This is a genomic window from Actinomycetospora flava (assembly GCF_037400335.1).
Lineage (GTDB): Bacteria > Actinomycetota > Actinomycetes > Mycobacteriales > Pseudonocardiaceae > Actinomycetospora > Actinomycetospora flava.
The window spans coordinates 1-20,310 of sequence record NZ_JBBEGM010000023.1; the positions used below are offsets into that span (position 1 = coordinate 1).

Below are 20,310 nucleotides of genomic sequence, written 5' to 3' on the forward strand. Positions count from 1 at the left end.
TCAGGGTCAGCTCGCCGCTGTTGCGGTGGTTGGGAGCCTGGCTGCTGATGTTCTGGCTCGTAGCGTGCTTGCCGCCCTCGTGGCTGGCGATCACAAGTTGTGCCGAGCATCGGCGGCCTGGACCGGCCGGCGTGACTTGATAGGAGCGTGGCTGCGCCCCCACTGAGATGTGTCCGCCGACTGAGATGTGTCCGCCGACCGGCCCGGCCTGTCACCCCACAGGCTGATGAGAGGAGACCTCTCGATGGTGCTCACGGTCGGAGTCGATGTCCACAAGGACACCCACACCGCGGTCCTGGTCGACGAACTGGGCCGCGAACACGCCTCCCGCACGGTGCGAGCCACCGACGCCGGGCATCGGGCGCTGGTGGCCTGGGCCCGCGGCCAGGCGGCTCACTCCGACGATGAGCTGCGGTGGGCGGTGGAGGATGCCGGCACGTCTCCACCCGCCTGGAGCGGGCGCTGCTCGGCGCCGGGCAGCAAGTGGTGCGGGTACCGCCGAAGCTGATGGCCGGCGCCCGGCACAGCGCCCGGACCCGCGGTAAGTCAGACCCGATCGACGCCCTGGCGACCGCCCGGGCGGCGCTGCGCGAGCCCGACCTGCCGGTCGCCGAGCACGACCAGGCCTCCCGCGAGCTCAAGTTGCTGGTCGATCACCGCGAGGACCTCGTCGCCGAGCGCACCCGGATGCAGAACTGGCTGCGCTGGCATCTCCACGAGCTCGACCCCGAGATCGACCCGCCGGCGCGGCGGCTGGGCGAGGTCGGTCTGCTCGACGCGCTCGCGGCGCGGCTGGACGAGCACAGCGTGATGGTGGCTCGGCTGGCTGGTGAGCTCATCGCCGACGTCCGCGCGCGCACCCTGCGGATCCGGGAGCTCGACGCGAGATCACCGCGTTGACCCGGCAGGCCGCGCCCCCGGCTGCTCGAGCTGCCTGGCTGCGGTCCGTTGACCGCAGCGAAGATCGTCGGGGAGACCGCACGTCCGGGACGGTTCCGCTCCGAGGCCTGCTGTGCCATGCACGCCGGCGCCGCCCCGATCCCGGCGTCCTCAGGGCGCACTGACCGCCATCGCCTGGCCCGCGGGGGCAACCGGCAGCTCAACGTCGCCCTACATCGCATCGCGGTCACTCAGATCCGTCTGCCCGGCAGCCTCGGACAGGCCTACTACCAGCGACGACGCGCCGGAGGCGACACCACGATGGAAGCCCTGCGCGTCCTGAAACGGCGCCTGGCCCGTGTCGTGTTCAACCTCCTCCAGTCCCAGCCACCTCCCGCGGCTGCCCCGCAGCCCACTGCGGCTTGACATAGGAGCAACTTGTGGCGGTGCGCGAGTTGGCCTTGGTTGTGTTGACGGTGGGACGAGGCGCACCGACGAGATGAAGATCGCGACCTACAACGTGAACGGCGTCAACGGGCGGCTGCCGGTCCTGCTGGAGTGGCTTGCGGAGGCCGGGCCGGACGTCGTGTGCCTGCAAGAGCTGAAGGCGCCGCAGGAGAAGTTTCCCGCGGCCGCCCTTCGCGACGCCGGGTACGAGGCGGTCTGGCTGGGACAGAAAAGCTGGAACGGGGTCGCGATCCTCGCTCGCGGCGAGTCGCCGGCGGAGACCCGCCGCGGTCTGCCGGGCGAGCCCGATCCGGGGCAATCGCGCTACATTGAGGCCACCGTGAACGGCATTCTGATCGGCTGCCTCTACCTGCCCACCGGCAACCCGGCTCCCGGTCCCAAGTTCGACCACAAGCTGGCCTGGTTCGAGGCGTTCATCGGCTACGCCGCGAGCCTGCTCGCACGCGGCGTTCCGGTCGTCCTCGCCGGCGACTACAACGTGATGCCGACCGACCTCATTGGGCCCGCAGATGCGAGATGCCTCGGAGCAGGAGGCAGCCGCGGTGTTGCTGCCTCGACCGCCCCGCACGATGACGTCGAGGCCCCGGCCGGTTCCGGCGTACAGGGCGTCGTTGCTGCACAAGGTGTGAGCGCCCCAGCGCAGGGGGGAAGCTTGGCCGTGACCCTCGATTGCGGACAATAGTTCCAAGAGTATGCGCATCTGCGTCATCGAAGTGTTGATTCAATCCGTACTTGCGGAGACAGTAGTGGTGACCGCTCTCACCGACACCCAGGAGACGACACCGTGACCGTCACCGCCGACGCCCGGACCGAGCTGGACCGGACGCGCTTCTTCATCAACGGCGAGTGGGTGGAGCCGCGGGGCACCGAGACCCACCGCGCCCTCGAGGCCGCCACCGGCGAGCCCCTCGGCGAGGCAGCCCTCGGCTCCGACGCCGACATCGCCTCCGCGGTCCAGGCCGCGCGGCAGGCCCTCGACGAGGGCCCGTGGGGAAGGACGACCGTCGCCGAGCGCGTGGACTTCATGCTGCGGATGGCCGACGCCCTCGAGGCGCGCGCCGAGTCGACGAGCCGCCTGGTGAGCCAGGAGAACGGCATGCCGATCACGCTGTCGAACGCCTTCAACGGCGGCGCCCCGGCCGGCCTGCTGCGGATGTACGCGCAGGTGATCCAGGGCGTCGAGCTCGAGTCCGTGCGCCCGAGTACGGGGGTGGACGGGGCGACGATCGTGCGCCGCGAGCCCGTGGGCGTCGTCGGCGCCATCACGCCGTGGAACTACCCGCAGGCGCTGGCCATGTTCAAGCTCGCCCCGGCACTCGCCGCGGGCTGCACGATGGTGCTCAAGCCCTCGCCCGAGACCGCGCTCGACACCTACATCTTCGCCGATGTGGCCCAGGAGATCGGCCTCCCGCCTGGCGTGCTCAACATCGTCCTGGCCGGCCGCGAGGCGGGCGCGTCGCTCGTCACGGCCCCGGGCGTCGACAAGATCGCCTTCACCGGCTCGACGCGCGCCGGCCGCGAGATCGGCGCCGAGTGCGGGCGCCTCATCCGTCGCTGCACCCTCGAGCTCGGCGGCAAGTCCGCGTCGATCTTCCTCGAGGACGGCGACCTCGACACGTTCCTCGCTGCCATGCCGACGTCGTCGTTCATGAACAACGCCCAGACCTGCACCACGGCGTCGCGCATCTTGGCGCCGCGCTCGCGGTACCAGGAGGTCGTCGACGCGGTCGCGCAGTTCTCGCGCGAGCAGGTCGTCGGCAACCCGCTCGACCCGGCGACAACGGTCGGCCCGATGGCGTCGCAGACCCACCTCGAGCGGGTCCTGGGCTACATCGACGTGGGCCGCAACTCCTCGGCCCGCCTCGTCACCGGCGGCGGCCGGGGCGACCAGGATCGCGGCTGGTTCGTCGAGCCGACGGTGTTCGCCGACGTCGACAACAGCGACCAGCTCGCCCGCGAGGAGGTGTTCGGGCCAGTGTTCGCGGTCATCCCATTCGATTCGGACGACGACGCCGTGCGCATCGCGAACGACTCCGAGTACGGGCTCGGCGGCTCGGTGTACTCGGCCGACGAGGAACGAGGCCTTAACGTGGCCCGACGCGTCCGCACCGGCACCATCGGGGTCAACCGCTACGACATCGACCTCGGAGCACCCTTCGGCGGCATGAAGGACTCCGGCATCGGTCGCGAGCTCGGGCCCGAGGGCATCAACAACTACCTCGAGTACAAGTCGATCTACGCGCCAAAGAGCTACCTGCGGTGAGCGCCGTCCGAGCCGGGTCGCCGCGCCGACCCGGCCGGGCCCTCGACCCGGGGAGGAGCGGGTGCGTCGCGCCATGACGACAATCCGTGACGCGGTCCTGACGACGCCAAAGACCCACCGGCCCGACGTCTCGGTGGCGCTGCCCGCACGTTCTTCCTCACCGACCACGTGCACGCCCTGCTCCTGGTCCGCGGTGACGTCCTCGTCGCGGTCGTGGAGCGCGACGACCTGGCCGGCGTGGCCGGCACCGCGCGAGCCCGGTCGGCCGGCGGCCTGGCCGGCCGTGTTGTCGGTCCGGACGAGGACCTCGAGACGACCCGGCTCACGATGGCAGCACAGCATCGGCGCCGCCTCGCCGTGGTCGACCACTGCGGCGTGCTGCTCGGGCTGCTCTGCCTCAAGAAGCACGGCCGCGGGTTTTGCTCGAGCGACGACGTGGCCGCGCGGGAGGCCGAGCGATCAGCAAACCGGGCCGGTTGACGTCCGGGTCGGGGCCGGTCGTCGCGGGTGTGTGGCGCGCCATGGCGCAGGTGCACCGTCGGCGTCCCGGGCGGCGCAGCGGGATCAGGGCAGGGGCGGCGAGGGAGTCCGCGTGCCGCGCCGAGCGCGGACGGCGGCCCAGCCGAGCAGGCCGGCGCCCAGCCCGATGAGGAACTGGAGGACGACCATCCCGGTCATGTCAACAGGGCCGTACCAGGGTGACGCCGACCGCGAGGCTGCGCCCGAGCGGCACGACGAGGGCCACCAGGTGGATCGGCGCGGCGAGGAGGGCGAGGACCAGGGGGCGGCGCCGCACGGGGCGACCGCGCCGAGCGCGTCGAGTGCGACCCCGGCCGCCAGGTAGGGCACGACCCCGAGCGAACCGTGTGGGGCGAGGCCGAGAAGCAGTGCCGCGCCGAAGGCGACGGCGGCCGTGGCGGCGCCCGCCCGCCCGCGGCGTGGCGAGGCGGATGGCCAGGAGCAGCGCGAGAAGATCAGCCCTCGGTATCCGGGGGCGTGCAGGGCGAGGCGGAGGTCCGAGCCACCCGGTGCCCCGGCTGGTGAGGTTGTCGGTGTCCCCGCCGTGGTGCACGGTCACCGCGTACGGACCGGAGGCGGCCGCGCGATCCGTGCCCGGAGCCCAGGACGCGCACCGCTCCACAGCTCGGCCGCTGCCCGGCAGCCTCGAGCACACCGGAGAGGGCCGTACCGCGCTGAGTGGTGTCGGTGGCCGAGGGCGCCAACAGCTACTCAAGGCACGCTGGAAAGAATGCCGCAGGCGAAACCTCGTCGTCCTGGGGAGCGTGAGCACCGGTGGGATCTGCCCCGGCGCTTATCGACCGCGACAACGGGCGGCCCAGCTCCTATCCGCTGTGGTGTCGCTGAGTCGCGCTCGAGAAGCGTTCACGGAGTCGCATGCCACCGTTCGCGACGAACTCCGCCTCCGCCAACAGCGCCGCACCTGCACCATGGTGGCGCGCTACCTCCGCGAGGCAGCGTCGATGCATCACACGGTCTGCGGCCAGGGCGCCGAGCACGATTCCGGTGAAGACGGCGGCGGCGGCGAAAGCAACCGCAGCGACAATCAGCGCGCCCTGAACGACCATGGCGGAGAGCCTGGCACGGCAGGGCACTGACTCGGCAGAGCTGCCGGCCGACTCGAGGTCACCTCGTGGAGAAGCGTCGTAGCCTGCCAGGATGAGCTTCGAGGTCACGCGGGACGCCTTGGCCGCGACCGTCGAGGGATTCGCAGTGGCCTACCTGCTGACGCTCGGCGACCGACCTCGCCCGCATGTCGGTGCGGTCGGCACCACCGTCGTCGACGGCGTCGTGCAGGTCCGGGATGTCGGCCGCTCCGCCCTGCGAGACGTCGCCGGCCACGACGCCGTCACCCTGCTCTGGGCACCCCGACAGGCGGGCGACTACTCGCTGATCGTCGACGGCACCGCCACCGTCGTCGGTGATCGGCTCGACGTCCAGCCGGGGCGAGCGGTGCTGCACCGACCCGCGTCGTCGACGCAGCCCGACCCCGCCGACGGGGCGTGTGGCTCGGACTGCGTGGAGCTGCCCGTCGACCCGCCCCGAAGTGGCTGATCCCCGCGAGATCCAGCTCGCTCGCGCCGCCCTTCCCTTGCAATTTTCCGCATCTGCGGATGAGATCGCGGCAATAGTCCGCAGGTGCGGACACTGTGACCGTGAGGGCGGCCTGCATGGAGCTCGTGTACGAGTCGCTGTTCGTCGACGGCCGATGGATGGCACCGGCGTCGTCCCGCACCATCGACGTGGTCTCGGCGAGCACCGAGGAGTGGATCGGGCGGGTACCGGAGGCGGTGGAGGAGGACGTCGATGCCGCGGTCGGGGCTGCGTGGCGGGCGTTCGACGATCCGAAGGGATGGGCGCACTGGCCGGTCGAGGACCGGGCGCTCGCGATGGAACGGCTGGCCGACGCGCTCGAGCGCCGCGGAGAGGAGACGGCGCGGCGGGTGTCGGCGCAGAACGGGATGCCGATCACGACCGCGCGTCAGCGCGAGGGGGCCTTCCCTGCTGTGCTGCTCCGCTACTTCGCCCGCATGATCCGTTCGACGGTCCTCGAGGAGATCCGGGACGGCATGCTCGGCGGCCGGGTCAAGGTGACCCGCTCCCCGGTCGGCGTCGTCGGGGCGATCGTGCCCTGGAACTTCCCGCAGGTGCTCGCCGCGTTCAAGCTGGCGCCCGCCCTCGCGGCGGGGTGCACCGTGGTGCTCAAGCCCAGCCCGGAGACTGTGCTCGACGCCCAGCTCTTCGCCGAAGCTGTCGACGAGTCCGGCCTGCCGCCGGGCGTGGTGAACGTCATGCCGGGCGGGCGCGAGACCGGTGCCCACCTCGTCGCCCACCCGGCCGTCGACAAGGTGGCGTTCACCGGGTCGACGGCCACCGGCCGTGCCGTTGCCGAGACGTGCGGACGCCTGCTGCGACCGGCGACCCTCGAGCTCGGCGGCACGTCGGCCGCGATCATCCTCGACGACGTCGACCTGCCCTCACAACTCGAGGCCATGTTCTCCGCGACGCTGCTCAACAACGGTCAGACCTGCTTCCTCGGCACGCGCATCCTCGCCCCGTCGTCGCGCTACGACGAGGTCGTCGACACTCTCACCGACTGGGTCCGCGACCTGCCGGTGGGCGACGCCCTCGACGACACCACCCGGATCGGCCCTCTCGCGTCCGCACGCCAGCGCGACCGGGTGGAGGGCTACATCGCGAAGGGACGCAGCGAGGGGGCCCGGATGACCACCGGAGGGGGGCCGACCGGCCGGGTTCGACTGGGGCTGGTTCGTCGAGCCGACCCTCTTCGCCGACGTGGACAACGGGTCGACCATCGCCCAGGAGGAGATCTTCGGGCCGGTCCTCTCGGTCATCCGCTATCGGGATGTCGACGATGCGGTCCGGCTGGCCAACGACTCCGACCACGGTCTGGGCGGCACGGTGTGGACCTCCGATCCCCAGCGCGGCGAGGCCGTCGCCGCGCGGGTCCAGACCGGGTCGATCGGCGTCAACGCCTACCGCATCGACCCGGCCGCACCGTTCGGCGGCATCAAGGACTCCGGGCTGGGTCGCGAGCTCGGCCCGGAGGGCCTGGCGTCCTACCAGGCCCTGAAGTCCACCTACCTGGCGTCCGCCCCCTGCCCCCGCGCCCCGACCGACGAAGGAGTCGCCCCATGACTGCACCCGGCCTGACCAACATCCACCACTACAGCCCCACGGTCTCGGACGTCGAGACGAGCGCGGCCTGGTACGAGCGCGTCCTCGGGATGTCCCGCGTCCCCGCGCCGTTCCCGCACTGGGGCGACGAGGAGGGCGGCTACGCCGTCGTCCTGTTGCACCCGGCAGGGTTCCTCATCGGTCTCCACCACCACCACGCCCGCCTCGAGGGCGGCTTCGACGAGAGGAAAACCGGGCTCGACCACGTCGCTTTCGGGGTCGCCTCCCGTGCGGACCTCGACACCTGGGCAACCTGGCTCGACACATGCGGGGTGGCGCACGACGGGGTCCAGGACGCGAAGGACCCGATGCCGTACTCGACCCTGGTGTTCCGCGACCCGGACAACATCCAGCTCGAGCTCTTTCACATGGAAACCTGACAGCTGGGACTCCTGACCGGCCTCGACGGTCAGCCAGGGCCCGCCTCGCGCGCCGCGGCGGCGAACAGCAGCGCAAAGCGCAGCACGCGCTCCTCGTCGAGGTGCTCCGGCGAGCGGCCGTCCCCGTACAACCAGGCGGACGCCGCGGCGTGCCCGGCTGGGGTGAGACCGAGCCCGTCGGCGTCCCGACGGACCAGCCCCAGGCCGACGAGGCGATCGGACTCGTCGTCGAGCTCGTCCACGGTCGGGCCCTGCGACCCAGGCAGATGCTCGACGGCCAGCGAGCGCAGCGCCGCCGGGCTGCACGGTGCGTGCTCCGCGAGGAGCACGAGCAGGACGGAGGTCGACGTGGGCAACGGCGGAGTCACGACTCGGGCGCCCCTCCCGATCCGGGCCCCTGGTCGTCCGCGATCTCGGCCCAGAAGTCCCGGGCGGCGAGCTCGAGGTGAAGGGCCAGGCGACAGGGTAGGTCGTCGGCGCCCGGCGCAGCGGGCGCGAGGTGCTCGGCGATGCGCTCCTCGTGCCCGTCCCGGCGCTGCTTCGCCAGTCCCGGGACGAGCTCGGAGCGCCCGGCACCCGAGGCCAGGGCGAGCAGGACCAGATGGTCGTCGCGCACCTCCCAGCCCGGCCGGTGCTCGTCGACGAGCCACGCCCCGACCACTTCTCGGCCGGAGGCTGTGACCCGGAACAGCTTGCGGTGCCGCCCGCCCGTCTCGATGTCCCGGTGGAGCAGTCCGTGCTCGGCCAGGCGGTCGGGCTCGCTGTAGAGCTGAGCGTGCGGCACGGTCCATAGTCCGCCCAGGCGCTCGACGACCAGCGACTTGAGGTCGTAGGACGTGCAGAGCTCGTGCTCGGCGATGAGGCCGAGCACGAGGTAGGACGTCGTCGAGAGCCGAGCGGCCGTCAGGTCAGCCTCCTTTGCTGTACGAGTGCGCGCCCGCTCCCGCGAGCTTGCCTCCGTCGACGATGAGGTACTCGTCGCGAACCGGGGTCCCGCCGAAGAACGACTCGAGGATCTCGCGTGTCCCCGCGGCGTAGCGGGCTTGGGCGGAGAGCGTCGAGCCAGAAATGTGCGGGGTCATGCCGTGGTTCGGCATGGAACGCCACGGGTGGTCGGGCGGCGCGGGTTGGGGATACCAGACGTCCCCGGCGTAGCCGGCGAGCTGTCCACTCTCGAGGGCGCGCACGACGGCTTCGCGGTCGGCGATCAGCCCGCGGGCGGTATTGATGAGGTAGGCGCCGCGTCGCATGGTGGCGATGAGGTCGTCGTCGAACATCCCGCGGGTCTCGGAGTGCAGGGGCGCGTTGACAGTGACGACGTCGCAGTGCGGCACCATCGCCGCGGCGGACTCGTGGAAGGTCAGGTTGAGCTCCTGCTCGATCTCGGTCGGGAGGCGGTGTCGGTCGGTGTAGTGCAGCCGGACGTCGAACGGGGCGAGCCGGCGCAGCACCGCGAGCCCGATGCGGCCGGCGGCGACGGTGCCGACATCCATGCCCTCGAGGTCGAAGGCGCGCGACACACAGTCCGAGATGTCCCAGCCGCCCTCGCTGGCGATCCGGTTCGAGGGCAAATAGTTGCGCACCAGCGAGAGGATCATCATCACGACGTGCTCGGCGACCGAGATCGAGTTGCAGTAGGTCACCTCGGCCACGGTGACTCCGTGGGCGATCGCGGCATCGAGGTCGACGTGGTCCGACCCGATACCGGCGGTGAGGGCCAGCTTGAGGTTCGGCGCCTTCTCGATCCGCTCGGCGGTGAGGTAGGCGGGCCAGAACGGCTGGGAGATGACCACGTCGGCGTCGGCGAGGTGGCGGTCGAACTCGGAGTTGTCGCCATCCTTATCCGCGGTGACGACGAGCTCGTGACCGGCGTCCTCGAGGAACCGGCGCAGCCCCAGCTCGCCCGACACGCTCCCCAGCAGGGCGCCGGGGGTGAAGTCGATGGCGCTCGGGGAGGGGAGGGTCTGGCCGTCCGGGTAGTGCTCCAGCTGGGGCAGACCGTCGCGCACCAGGGGCGGCGGATAGCCACCGCTGGGATCCGGATAGAGCACGCAGAGCACCTTGGCCATGTGGAGCCTCCTCGACGGTGACGGGCGGGCCATAGCCAACGTCCCGTTTGCTCCGAATCCGCGGCAATAGTACGACCATCTGCGCCGCAGATGCGGTCATTCACGGAATGGATGATCAGCTCTAGGGTCCGTCGCATGTCCGGCGACGTACTCATGCGCCAGCTCGAGTACCTGGTGGCACTCGCGCGGGAGGAGCACTTCGGGCGCGCGGCCCTGGCGTGTCACGCGAGCCAGCCGGCTCTCTCCACGGGGCTGCACAAGCTCGAGCGCGAGCTTGGGGTCACCCTGATCCACCACGGCCGGCGCTTCGCGGGGTTCACCGAGGAGGGGCGGCGGGTCCTCGGGTGGGCGCACCGCATCCTCGCCGAGCGCGACGGGCTGCATGACGACCTGGCCCGCATGCATGGCGGCCTCGACGCCACGCTGCGCCTGGGGGCGATCCCAACGGCGATGCCCATGGTCGGCCGCCTCACGGGCCACTTCTGCGCCCGGCACCCGCGGGCGCGGGTCCGGATCGAGGAGCTGCCCTCGACCGAGATCGTCCGGAGGCTCGGCGACTACACCCTCGACGCCGGTCTGACCTACCTCGACCCCGAGCCGCCGTCGGGGACGCGGTCGGTCGAGCTCTACCGGGAGCGCTACCTCCTGCTCACCCCCGAGGGCCTCGCTCCGGACGGGGACGAGGTCGGGTGGGCCGAGGCCGTCGACCGCCCGCTGTGCGCGCTGGTCCGGCTGATGCGCAATCGGCGCATCCTCGAGGCGGGGGCACTCGCGGCCGGCGCACGGCTCGATCCCGTCATCGAGGCGAACTCCGTCGCCGCCCTCTACTCCCACGCGGCGCAGGGCTGGTCGACGGTCGTCGCGCACACCTGGCTCGACTCCTTCGGCGTGCCGCCCGGCATGCGAGCGGTGCCCCTGCCGCCGGTCCCCACGCCGCCGGTCGGCGTGCTCACGGCCGCGGACGAACCCCTGAGCCTCGTGGCCGCGGCGCTGCTCGAGGGGCTCGACGACTTCGGTGTCCCGTCGGCGCCCCCCTCTCCGCCTGAGGGCGGTCGTCGGTGATCAGGCCCTGTCGGGCCGGATGGCCATGACGACGGCCTGGGGCTCGGTGAAGAACTCGCGGCTGTAGTCGCCGCCCTCGCGCCCCACGCCCGAGTCGCCCATCCCGCCGAAGGGGGCGCGCAGGTCGCGGACGAAAAAGCAGTTCACCCACACCGTGCCCGCCCGCAGAGCGGCGCCGGCGCGGTGGGCGCGGGAGAGGTTCTCGGTGAACACCATCGCGTTGAGCCCGTAGCGGGTGTCGTTGGCCAGGTGCACCGCCTCGGCCTCGGTGTCGAACGGCGTGATCGACACGACCGGTCCGAAGATTTCGTCGCGCTGAACGGGCGCGTCCGGCGGGGCGTCGACGACGACGGTCGGTTCGACGGTCCAGCCCTCGCCCCCGCCGCCGGTGAGGATCTTGCCGCCGTGCTGCTCGATCCCGTCGAGGAAGGAGCCGACCTTGCGGAAATGGGTCTCCGAGGCGAGCGGGCCGATCTGCGTGCCGGACTGCTTCGGGTCGCCGACGACGAGCGCCTGCGCGGCGGCGGCGAAGCGTTCGACGAACTCGTCGTAGACCCCGCGCTGGACGTAGAGCCGCGAGCCGGCGAGGCACACCTGGCCGGCGTTGGTGAAGATCGCCTTGATCGACCAGTCGACAGCGCCGTTCAGCTCGGCGTCGTCGAAGACCAGATTGGCGCCCTTGCCGCCGAGCTCGAGGCTGACCGGGACGAGGTTGCGCGCGGCCGCCTCGGAGATCACCCGGCCGGTGTTCGACTCGCCGGTGAACGTGATCCGGTCGACGCGCGGGTTGGTGGTGAGCGCGGCGCCCGCCGAGTCCGGGCCGTAGCCGTGGAGCACGTTGAGCACCCCGGGCGGCATGCCGGCCTCGAGCGCGAGGCGGGCGAGGATCGTCGCCGAGCACGGGGTGTCCTCGGCTGGCTTGAGCACCACCGTGTTGCCCCACGCCAGGGCGGGCGCGATCTTCCAGGACTCCAGCATCAGCGGGAAGTTCCACGGCGCGATCGCCGCGACGACCCCGGCCGGGGGGAAGCGCGAGTAGGCGTGGTGACCGGTGTCCATCGGCAGGGCGTCGCCGTGGGCGAGACGGGCGTGGTCGGCGAAGAACCGGATGTTCTGCGCGGTGCGCGGGACGTCCTTGCTCCGCGAGTCGTCGATAGGCTTGCCCATGTCCGTGGTGTCGGCCAGGGCGAGCTCGTCGAGGTGCTCGGTGACGAGGTCCGCGAGCCGGTGCAGGATCGCCCCACGCTCGGCGAAGCCCATCCGCGGCCACGGGCCCTCGTCGAACGCCCGCCGAGCCGACGCGACGGCCCGGTCGGCGTCGGCGGCCGATCCGAGCGCCACCGTCGCGTGCTCCTCGCGGGTGGCCGGGTCGATCGACGGGAACGTCGCGCCGTCGAGCGAGGAGACCTCCTCGCCGTCGACGAGATGGGGGATGAACACCATCGCGAGAGACCTCCCCATCCGTCGCGGCCCAGGATCGATCCGCTGCCTCAACCACCTTCGCGCCGCATCTGCGGACCGAGCAACCGCGTTGTTGCGCACCTGCGAACATCACGAGGTAGTCCGCCTAGGCTGCCGGACGCCGAGACGCGAAGCGTCTTCAGAACGGATAGGCCGGCAAGCGGCTCTGAGCAGTGACCCACTGGGTCTCGGTGTAGGCATCCAGGTTGGCCTGAATGCCCCCGGTGCGTGACCCGTTGCCCGACGCGCCCAGCCCGCCGAACGGGATGACCGCCTCGTCGGCGACCGTCTGGTCGTTGATGTGGACCGCGCCGGCCGGGATGCGCTCGGAGAGCTCCAGGGCGCGCAGCCCGTCGGCGGCGAGGATTCCCAACGAGAGCCCGTACTCGCTGTCCGCGGCCAGGGCGACGGCCTCGTCCTCGCTCGAGTACGCGATGACGGGCGCGACCGGCCCGAAGACCTCCTCGGCCCACGCCGGGGCCTGGGGCGTGATCTGCGAGAGCACGGTCGGGCGGTAGAACAGGTCCTCGTAGGTTCCGCCGGCGTCGAGGCGGCCGCCGGCCTCCGTCGTCGCCGTGACGAGCTGGTGCACGTGGTCGCGCTGGGCCGCGTCGATGATCGGGCCGAGAGCGACCGCTCCCGAGGCAGGGTCACCGACTGGGAGCTTCTCGGCGTGCTGGGCGAGGGCGGCCACGTAGTCGTCGGCGATCGTCGCGTCGACGACGTGGCGTCCGGTGGTCATGCCGATCTGGCCCTGGTGCATGAAGGAGCCGAACGCGCCGATCGAGGCCGCCGCCTCGACGTCGACGTCGCCCATGACGATCAGCGCGGAGTTGCCGCCGAGCTCGAGGTGCGCGCGGGTGAGGTGCTGGGCGGCGAGCGCTCCGACCGCGCGGCCCGCGCGGGTCGAGCCGGTGAAGGCGACGACACGGACGTGCGGGTCCTTGATCACGGCCTCCCCGCAGCCGGCGTCGCCGGGCAGCATCGCGAGCAGGCCGGCCGGGAGTCCGGCCTCCTCGAACACCCGCGCCAGGCTGACGCCGCCGCACACCGCCGTACGCGGGTCAGGCTTGAGCACGACCGCGTTGCCGAGCGCCAGGGCGGGCGCCACAGCACGGATGGACAGGATCAGCGGGAAGTTGAACGGCGCGATCACGCCGACGACACCCGCCGGTCGGCGCCGGGCGAAGCTGAGCCGGGGCTGTTCCGAGCGCAGCACCTCCCCGACGGGGTGCGACGCGAGGGCGGCGGCCTCGTAGCACTCCTCGGAGGCGATGTGCGTCTCGAGCTGGGCCTTCGACGGGATGCCGCCGGATTCCCGCACGATCCAGTCCTGCACCTCGGCGGCGTGGGTCTCCCAGAGGGCGCCCGCGCGACGCAGCACCGCGGCGCGCTCGGTGTAGGGCCGCGCGGCCCACTCGCGCTGGGCCTCGGCGGCCCGGGCGCAGGCTGCGGCGATGTCCGACGGGTCGGCCGTCGCGACCCGCCCGAGCTCGGCGCCCGTGGCCGGCTCGACGACGTGCGGTCGGCACCGGAGCCAGGGCTCCAATCGCCGTTGAGGAGCTTGCCGGTCCAGAGAGCCTCGTCCATCAGTGCCATGTCGTCGCACCTTCGTCGCATCCGCGGCGCGCGGCAACTACGCAAATGCGGAACGACGGGTTGTGTCAGCCCGCACATGCGGGGGAACCTCCTGTGGGGCCGGAGGGTCCGCCGGGCGCAGGACGGGTCGGCGTGACGCGTCCCCCGGCCACGACGAGCCCCATCGGAGGAGCACGCGTGAGCATCGCCAGCGACAGGAAGGCCCCGATCACGGGCCTCGACAAGTTCTATATCGGCGGCGAATGGGTCGGCCCTTCGTCGTCGGACACGATCGATGTCATCGAGCCCGCCACCGAGCAGGTCTACTTCAGCGTCGCCGAGGCGAAGGACGCCGACGTCGCGCGGGCTGTGGGAGCGGCCCGGGAGGCGTTCGACGACGGCCCCTGGCCGAAGCTCACGCACGCGCAGCGCGCCGAGTACCTGCGCGCGATCAGCGCCGAGGTCCGGGAGCGGACCGACGACGTCATCCAGGTGTGGCCGCGCGAGTCGGGCATCCTCGCCGGCGTCGCGCAGGGGATGATGGGCGGGATCCCGGACGCGTACACCTACTACGCCGACCTCGCTGAGACGTACCACTGGGAGACGCCGGAGACCCCGACCGCGGGCGGCAACTACGGCATGATCGTCCGCGAGCCGGTCGGCGTGGTAGGCGCGATCATCCCGTGGAACGCGCCGATGACGCTCATCGCCTACAAGCTCGCCCCGGCGCTGCTGGCCGGCTGCACCGTGGTGCTCAAGGCCTCGCCCGAGGCCCCGGGAGCTCCGCTCATCATGGCGGAGATCGCCGCGAAGGTCGGGCTGCCCGGGGGTGTGCTGAACGTGCTCACCGCCGACCGGGAGGTGTCCGAGACCCTGGTGCGCGACCCGCGGGTGGACAAGATCGCCTTCACCGGCTCGACGGCCGCGGGCAAGAAGATCGCTGGGATCATGGCGGAGCGGGTCGGTCGCTACTCGCTCGAGCTGGGCGGCAAGTCCGCTGCGGTGATCCTCGACGACTACGACCTCGGGAAGGCGGCCGCGACCCTCTCGGGAGCCGAGTGCTTCATCTCCGGCCAGGTCTGCTCCTCGCTCACCCGGATCGTCGTCCCCCGCCGTCGGCACGACGAGATGGTCGAGTCGCTCGCAGGGACGTTCTCGCAGGTCAGACTCGGGGATCCGTTCGACCCGGACGTGCAGATGGGCCCGCTGGCCATGCAGCGCCAGCGCGACCGCGTCGAGTCGTACATCGAGATCGGGAAGAGCGAGGGCGCGACGTTGGCCACCGGCGGCGGCCGCCCGAGAGACCTCGAGCGCGGCTGGTTCATCGAGCCGACCGTCTTCGGCAACGTCGACAACTCCTGGCGCATCGCCCAGGAGGAGATCTTCGGGCCGGTGCTGTCGGTCATCCCCGCAGAGGACGAGGAGGACGCGATCCGGATCGCCAACGACACCGTCTTCGGCCTTAACGCCGCCGTGTTCACCAACGACCCGGACCGGGGCCGGGAGGTCGGCGGCCGGCTGCGGGCGGGCACCGTCGGGCACAACAACTTCCACACCGACTTCGGGATCGGATTCGGCGGGTTCAAGCAGTCCGGCATCGGCCGCGAGGGCGGCGTCGAGGGTCTGCACCACTACCTCGAGAACAAGACGATGATCTTCGAGGAGAAGCCGAGCAACTTCCCCTCGTAGGGGTGCCCAGCGTCGTCCCGCGGTGGTGGGTCATCCACCGCGGGACGACGCGGCTCGGTGCGGGTCAGTCGGCGGTGACAGTCACCCCGGCGCCGTCGAGCCCGCCAGTGAGCCCCCCGCGGGTGGTGCCGTCGACGAGGGTCAACGACCGGACGTGGCGCGCGAGGCCCAGCCGCTCGAGTGCGAGCCGGTCGATCGGGAGGTTGCCGTCGCGGTAGAGCAGTTCCTTGGCCGAGACCTCCTCCGGAAGCCCCTTGAGCGTCGCGGCATCCCGGACGTAGACCAGGCGCTGTGCACCGAAGGCGTCGGCGAGCAGCAGCGCACCGGTGTCGGTGCGGTGCACCGGGAGACGTCCGGCTGAAGGCGTCGGGAACTCGTGGACGCCGTAGGGCGGGTAGCCGTTGGACACCGCGGCGTTGGCCGCCGCGAGGTGCACCGGGAGCTGGCCCGCGACGGTCTGGTGCGGGAGGTAGGAGACGCCCTCGGCCGCGAGCAGCGACGCGACGAGGCGCCCATTCTGTTCGGCCTCGGTGGCGGCGAGCCCGGCGAGCGCGCCGGCGGGAAGCCCGAGGTCCAGCCCGACGCCGAGCACGTGGCGGGCGCGGACGCCGGCGCCGGTGAGCAGCAGCATCCGGTGGTCGCCGCCGGTGATCAGCCCGCGCAACTCCTCGACGAGCGGCACCAGTACGTCGCGGCCGCGGTCGACGATCGTCGATCCGCCGAGCACGACGACCTCGAGCCAGGGCAGCAGCCGGATCGGGGCGACGTCGTCGGGCTCCGCGGAGCGGACGAGGTTGCGGTCGAGGAGGGTCTGGCGCACGAAGGCAGACTCGACGTCTCGGCCCTTGCGGTCCTCGTGGTCGGGGCGGTTCATCGGTCTCCTCCGGCGGAGATGATCGTGCCGACGTGCTCGCCGGCGAGGGCGCGGGTGAGGTTGCCTGGCACGAGGCCGTTGACGACCTGGACCGAGCGGACGTGGCGCGCGTCGCGCAGCAGCTCGAGCATGCCGCGCTCGAGGACGAGGTCGGGCAGCTCTCGGGCCAGGAGCTCGTCGACGGTGATCTCGGGGATGAACGTTGCTGACGGGTCGTTCTTCGGGTTGGCGGTGTAGAGGCCGTCCTCGTCCTTGACGAAGATGATCTGCTGGCAGGCGTAGGTCTCGGCGACGAGGTAGCACCCGGCGTCGGTGCGGTACGGCGGGATCACACCTTCCTGGGGCACGCGCTGCCACATGCCGTAGGGCGGCATGCCCGGGAAGATCGCCGCGCCAGAGTCGGCCAGCTGCAGAGGGAGCGTCGCGAAGGCGTGGGGCTCGACGATGGGCACGCCGTGCTTGGCCAACAAGTAGCCGAGCATGGTGGCGTTCTGGCCGGCGACCGCGGAGCCGATCTCGGAGAGCACCCCGGTCGGCAGGCCGAGCCCGGCGGCGAGGGCGTAGGCGTGGCGGGCGCGGGTGCCGCCGCCGGTGCCGATCAGGAGCCGGTGCTGTGCCTTCGCGGCGACGATCTCCTCGACCAGCGGCAGCACGGCGCTACGGCCCCGGTCCATGAGGCTCTGCCCACCGATCTTGAGGACGGACACGTCGGGCAGGACCGGGGTCTCCGGGGCCTCGTCGCTCAGCAACGCCAGCTCGGCGTCGTCGAGTGAGCGGCTACTCAGGAGGTCGGCGAGTTCGGCAAGACCCACCGAACCGCCCGTGGGCACAGACACCACAAAGTCTCCTCTTCGATGCGCACAGTGGGACCAGAGCCGCGGCGCGCGCCGGGGGGTAGCGGCGCCGTCGGCCCTGGTCAGACCCACATTAGAGCGAGACGACGGCGACGCCGAGCCAACGACGGAGACGCCGAACCGCAGCCACGGGCACGCGCTCGGGGGAGGCGCCGTAGAAGCGGGCGGGCCCTTTCCGTCGTGGCGGCTTCGCGAATTTCCTACGATTGGGTGTGTCTTTGCTGACACCCTCAACGGCTGAGGCTGCCCTCGCGACGTGAGGTCACGGGGCCTTCGTAAAGACGAGAGCGCTGCGATCGCCGGCGCAGGGCCGAACCTCGACGCCGACGAAACCGACGCGTGCGGCGATCCCGGCGAGCTCGTCGACCGACCAGCACTTCCCGGGTGTGGAGTGCATCAGCAGGGCCGAGTACTCGGCGACCGGTAGGGGACCGGTGCGACGACCGTCGACGTGCGCGTCGAGATCAATCAGGAGCCCGCCTGGCGCGAGCGCCTTGTGGGACGCGGCCAGGAGCTGCTCGACGCGCTCGGCGTCCCAGTCGTGGAGCACCTGCGAGAACAGGTGCGTGTCACATCCATGCGGCCATGGGTCGGCGAACATGTCGGCGGTGACGACCTCGATGCGCTCGCCGGCTCCGCGGGAAGAGAGCAGCGTCCGGGCTGCGTCGTCGACCGGTGACCGTTCGAGCACGGTGGCCGCGGCGTCGGGCCGGTCCTCGAGGAGAGCCATCGCGTAGATCCCCGAGCTGCCGCCGATGTCGAGGAGTCTCCGGATCGGGAGGTCGCGGAGGACCTGCGCCGCCGTGGGGGCGAGGAAGGCGCCTCGTGCATCCATCGCGGCGGTGATCCCGGCCGCAAAGTGCGGGTCGGACAGGCGCCCGGACCAGTCCGATCCTGGGGCGCCGTTCGGTGCCGCACTCGCCCACGCAGCCGGACGGTCGGTTCTCAACACCGAGGCGAACTCGGCGACGCCCGGCCGTTCGGCGAGGGAGCCGTAGTAGGGCCGCAGGTCGAACGAGGTGTCCCCGCTCAGGTGCCAACGCCCGAACTCTGAGACGGCGACGAGATCGTCGGCCTCGACGAAGCGCTCAATGAGACCGTGCGCCGCGCACAGCGTCAGCAGCACGTCAGCGGGACGCGCCGCCCACCCCATCGCCTCGCACAGCTCCACGGCGGGGACGGGACCGTGGTGGACGAGCCAGTCGAACAGGTCGAACTTGCTCACCGCAGCGAGGACCAGATCGGCGGCGTAAGCGCCGTCGCGGAGCCGATAGAGCGCTGTCGGGTCCAGAGCCGAGGGGTTCCTGGCGTCGCTGAGCACAGCGACAGCATGGCTGACTCCGCATCTGCGGGGGGAATCCCTTGGAATCACCGCATCTCGCGTCGGGAGTCCGGCTCACGATGCACACCAGCACCGGCCGGTATGTCGCTGACCGGCTCGGAGCACGAGGTCGTGAAACGTGGGTCCGCGCAGCACGAGTTCCACCGTGCGCTGCTCGCGATCTGTGGCGGTGCCCGCCTCGAGCTGACCCGGACCAGCTAGCCGAGCGCCTTCCGCAGGCCGGCAATGCCACCGCCGTAGACGTCCTGGGCGAAGGTGCGGTTGAGCTCCTCCTCCTGGTCCGCCTCGGCGTCGTACTCCGCCCACCACTCGACGAAGGACTCGCCCGTATCCGTGACCGGGCTGACCCGGACCGTCGAGACGTACCGGCGGACGCCGAACGGGTTCGCCCCGGTGAAGGTGTAGGTGAGGCTGCGGCCCGGGTCGTCCAGGACGAGCAACCGCTCGTCGAAGGGGTCCCCGCCGTCTGCGAGCGTCAGTCTCCGCACGGCCCCGACCTGACCGTCGACACCCTCGACGAGCTCGCTGTGCCCGATCGCGGGCAGGAAGGCCGGCAGGTCATTGAAGGCGCGAAGCTGAGCCCACACCTTGTCGACGGGCGCGGCGACGACTCCACTGGCGTACGGACGCGGCATGATCACTCCCAAGAGGTCAGTTGCTGGTCTTCATCTCCGCGGACCCGCGTCGCTCGAGCACACCGGCCGACTCGAAGAGACGCGAGAGTTCGCCGTCCAAGATCGTGCCCGGTCCAGCGAGGCCGAGCAAGCAACGCGTCAGGCTCGAGGTCAGCCTTACGAGGTACGAGGCCGCGAAACTGTGCACATCGGCGCGACGTAGCTGACCGCCTGGTCGGTAGGGCTCCGATGCATACCCTTCATCGAACTCGCCACGGGGCATGCCGAGTCGGCTGCCACATTGGGGGCGAGGTCGGGTCGTAGGCGCAAGTACTTGGTGGCGTGCGCCATCGGCCTTGCTCGTACGCGGTGCCTGCTGCGCGGAGCGGGCTCTCGGATCGGGTCACCTACCAGGCGTTGCGCGCCGGCTGCACCACACGTACCTCCAGGACAGGAGGAGGCGTCCGAGGGGGAGCGCGGGCGACGGGCCCCAAGTGTGGTGGCGCGCCCCGACGACAAGAGCGCCCCGCGAACCCGACGTCGTTCGCGGGCGGCGCTGCCACCGGCGTCGAGCGAGGCCCGCCGGTCGGCCGGTACGCGCCCGGCCCGGGCGGTGCTCCTCAGGGCCGGGCGGCCGTGGCGCCCGCGGCGCTGATGTGGACGCCGCTTTGCGGCGGCCGGTGCCGGAGGACCCCGGGAGACACCCTCTGTCCAGCTCCACCGGCGAAGATCTCTGTCAGCGCTGTTTCGGGCTGCTCAGGCGACGGCTGATAGGTGCCGTTGGCGGTTCGCTTGGTGGAGGGCCTCGTCGTACTTCACGTTCTTGGTCAGGCAGTGCCAGAGCACTTCGAGCCACCGGTTCCCGAGAGCTCGCAGGGCGGCAGGCTCAGCGGCGATCCTGGCGCTTCAGGAAATGCTCAACCTATATGAGTACATTGTGAGTGCATACTGCCTTGCCGAGCATGCTCGGAGCCGAGAACCATGGGCCCGCGGGTAGCGCGGGCAGCCGGAAGTGCTGGAGAACTTCGTCCCAAGCCTTCGTTGTGTCGGTGTCCATCTC

17 protein-coding genes and 3 pseudogenes are annotated in these 20,310 nt (G+C 71.4%); 10 read left to right on the top strand and 10 right to left on the bottom strand.

The features are described from left to right. The first annotated feature begins 226 nt into the window (after window positions 1–226). The 4 genes and pseudogenes from WCD58_RS32275 to WCD58_RS32290 all read left to right on the top strand — a co-directional run bounded on the left by WCD58_RS32275 (window position 227) and on the right by WCD58_RS32290 (window position 4,090). Window positions 227–1,305, top strand: a pseudogene (locus WCD58_RS32275) (IS110 family RNA-guided transposase). A gap of 73 nt (window positions 1,306–1,378) precedes the next feature. Continuing rightward, window positions 1,379–2,029, top strand: coding sequence for an exodeoxyribonuclease III (locus WCD58_RS32280; RefSeq protein WP_337707252.1), 651 nt, complete (start codon window positions 1,379–1,381; stop codon window positions 2,027–2,029). Between the two features lie 102 nt (window positions 2,030–2,131). Continuing rightward, entirely contained in the window at window positions 2,132–3,610 is a 1,479-nt protein-coding gene (locus WCD58_RS32285; protein ID WP_337707253.1) for an aldehyde dehydrogenase, read from the top strand. Window positions 3,611–3,778: 168 nt separating this feature from the next. After that, window positions 3,779–4,090: a hypothetical protein gene (locus WCD58_RS32290; RefSeq protein WP_337707254.1), complete on the top strand. Its 312-nt coding sequence runs from the start codon at window positions 3,779–3,781 to the stop codon at window positions 4,088–4,090. 863 nt (window positions 4,091–4,953) lie between these two features. Here the strand turns inward: WCD58_RS32290 and WCD58_RS32295 are convergent. Next, complete coding sequence (locus tag WCD58_RS32295) at window positions 4,954–5,196, bottom strand: hypothetical protein (protein ID WP_337707255.1); 243 nt, start codon at window positions 5,194–5,196, stop codon at window positions 4,954–4,956. Between the two features lie 91 nt (window positions 5,197–5,287). Between WCD58_RS32295 and WCD58_RS32300 the strand changes: the two genes are divergently transcribed. The 4 genes and pseudogenes from WCD58_RS32300 (at window position 5,288) to WCD58_RS32315 (ending at window position 7,707) form a co-directional block, all read left to right on the top strand. Then, complete coding sequence (locus WCD58_RS32300; protein WP_337707256.1) at window positions 5,288–5,683, top strand: hypothetical protein; 396 nt, start codon at window positions 5,288–5,290, stop codon at window positions 5,681–5,683. A 158-nt stretch (window positions 5,684–5,841) separates the two neighbouring features. Beyond that, a pseudogene (locus WCD58_RS32305) lies at window positions 5,842–6,801 on the top strand (aldehyde dehydrogenase family protein); the annotation flags it as partial. Between the two features lie 124 nt (window positions 6,802–6,925). Then, on the top strand, window positions 6,926–7,288 hold the full coding sequence (locus WCD58_RS32310) for an aldehyde dehydrogenase family protein (RefSeq protein ID WP_337707285.1): 363 nt from the start codon (window positions 6,926–6,928) through the stop codon (window positions 7,286–7,288). After that, window positions 7,285–7,707, top strand: coding sequence for a VOC family protein (locus tag WCD58_RS32315; protein WP_337707286.1), 423 nt, complete (start codon window positions 7,285–7,287; stop codon window positions 7,705–7,707). The genes WCD58_RS32310 and WCD58_RS32315 overlap by 4 nt, the downstream gene beginning before the upstream one ends. Before the next feature lie 29 nt (window positions 7,708–7,736). Here WCD58_RS32315 and WCD58_RS32320 read toward each other — a convergent pair whose 3' ends face one another. Genes WCD58_RS32320 through WCD58_RS32330 form a run of 3 tightly spaced genes read right to left on the bottom strand, consistent with a single transcriptional unit; the run spans window position 7,737 to window position 9,776 of the window. Next, window positions 7,737–8,075: a hypothetical protein gene (locus tag WCD58_RS32320; protein WP_337707257.1), complete on the bottom strand. Its 339-nt coding sequence runs from the start codon at window positions 8,073–8,075 to the stop codon at window positions 7,737–7,739. Then, entirely contained in the window at window positions 8,072–8,578 is a 507-nt protein-coding gene (locus tag WCD58_RS32325; RefSeq protein WP_337707258.1) for a PadR family transcriptional regulator, read from the bottom strand. Before WCD58_RS32325 ends, WCD58_RS32320 begins: the two co-directional genes overlap by 4 nt. Window positions 8,579–8,615: 37 nt before the next feature. Beyond that, on the bottom strand, window positions 8,616–9,776 hold the full coding sequence (locus WCD58_RS32330; RefSeq protein WP_337707259.1) for an NAD-dependent formate dehydrogenase: 1,161 nt from the start codon (window positions 9,774–9,776) through the stop codon (window positions 8,616–8,618). Window positions 9,777–9,911: 135 nt separating this feature from the next. Here WCD58_RS32330 and WCD58_RS32335 point away from each other — a divergent pair, with 135 nt between their 5' ends. Next, on the top strand, window positions 9,912–10,838 hold the full coding sequence (locus tag WCD58_RS32335; protein WP_337707260.1) for a LysR family transcriptional regulator: 927 nt from the start codon (window positions 9,912–9,914) through the stop codon (window positions 10,836–10,838). Here the strand turns inward: WCD58_RS32335 and WCD58_RS32340 are convergent, their stop codons facing one another. Together WCD58_RS32340 and WCD58_RS32345 are read right to left on the bottom strand one after the other, a co-directional pair. Further along, window positions 10,839–12,281, bottom strand: a complete 1,443-nt coding sequence (locus WCD58_RS32340; RefSeq protein ID WP_337707261.1) for an aldehyde dehydrogenase — start codon at window positions 12,279–12,281, stop codon at window positions 10,839–10,841. Between the two features lie 157 nt (window positions 12,282–12,438). After that, window positions 12,439–13,898: pseudogene (locus WCD58_RS32345) on the bottom strand (benzaldehyde dehydrogenase). Between the two features lie 177 nt (window positions 13,899–14,075). On the opposite strand from WCD58_RS32345, the gene WCD58_RS32350 reads away from it, so the two are divergent. Beyond that, window positions 14,076–15,566, top strand: coding sequence for an aldehyde dehydrogenase (locus WCD58_RS32350; protein WP_337707262.1), 1,491 nt, complete (start codon window positions 14,076–14,078; stop codon window positions 15,564–15,566). Window positions 15,567–15,630: 64 nt separating this feature from the next. Here WCD58_RS32350 and WCD58_RS32355 read toward each other — a convergent pair whose 3' ends face one another. The 4 genes from WCD58_RS32355 to WCD58_RS32370 form a co-directional block, all read right to left on the bottom strand. Continuing rightward, the gene (locus WCD58_RS32355; protein ID WP_337707263.1) at window positions 15,631–16,440 is read right to left on the bottom strand and encodes an amino acid kinase family protein; all 810 of its coding nucleotides are present in this window, start codon (window positions 16,438–16,440) and stop codon (window positions 15,631–15,633) included. Next, window positions 16,437–17,276, bottom strand: a complete 840-nt coding sequence (locus tag WCD58_RS32360) for an amino acid kinase family protein (protein WP_337707264.1) — start codon at window positions 17,274–17,276, stop codon at window positions 16,437–16,439. The genes WCD58_RS32355 and WCD58_RS32360 overlap by 4 nt, the downstream gene beginning before the upstream one ends. Before the next feature lie 280 nt (window positions 17,277–17,556). Next, window positions 17,557–18,615 (bottom strand): methyltransferase, encoded by a 1,059-nt coding sequence (locus WCD58_RS32365; protein WP_337707265.1) that lies wholly within the window; start codon window positions 18,613–18,615, stop codon window positions 17,557–17,559. A gap of 218 nt (window positions 18,616–18,833) precedes the next feature. Continuing rightward, the gene (locus tag WCD58_RS32370) at window positions 18,834–19,271 is read right to left on the bottom strand and encodes an SRPBCC family protein (protein ID WP_337707266.1); all 438 of its coding nucleotides are present in this window, start codon (window positions 19,269–19,271) and stop codon (window positions 18,834–18,836) included. Window positions 19,272–20,310: the final 1,039 nt, after the last annotated feature.

What these genes read in the sequence shown, in the direction of transcription:
- WCD58_RS32280 (WP_337707252.1), top strand. Translation starts at nt 1,379, where the DNA reads ATGAAGATCGCGACCTACAACGTGAACGGCGTCAACGGGCGGCTGCCG.
- WCD58_RS32295 (WP_337707255.1), bottom strand. Translation starts at nt 5,196, where the DNA reads ATGGTCGTTCAGGGCGCGCTGATTGTCGCTGCGGTTGCTTTCGCCGCC.
- WCD58_RS32300 (WP_337707256.1), top strand. Translation starts at nt 5,288, where the DNA reads ATGAGCTTCGAGGTCACGCGGGACGCCTTGGCCGCGACCGTCGAGGGA.
- WCD58_RS32315 (WP_337707286.1), top strand. Translation starts at nt 7,285, where the DNA reads ATGACTGCACCCGGCCTGACCAACATCCACCACTACAGCCCCACGGTC.
- WCD58_RS32330 (WP_337707259.1), bottom strand. Translation starts at nt 9,776, where the DNA reads ATGGCCAAGGTGCTCTGCGTGCTCTATCCGGATCCCAGCGGTGGCTAT.
- WCD58_RS32335 (WP_337707260.1), top strand. Translation starts at nt 9,912, where the DNA reads ATGTCCGGCGACGTACTCATGCGCCAGCTCGAGTACCTGGTGGCACTC.
- WCD58_RS32340 (WP_337707261.1), bottom strand. Translation starts at nt 12,281, where the DNA reads ATGGTGTTCATCCCCCATCTCGTCGACGGCGAGGAGGTCTCCTCGCTC.
- WCD58_RS32355 (WP_337707263.1), bottom strand. Translation starts at nt 16,440, where the DNA reads ATGAACCGCCCCGACCACGAGGACCGCAAGGGCCGAGACGTCGAGTCT.
- WCD58_RS32370 (WP_337707266.1), bottom strand. Translation starts at nt 19,271, where the DNA reads ATGCCGCGTCCGTACGCCAGTGGAGTCGTCGCCGCGCCCGTCGACAAG.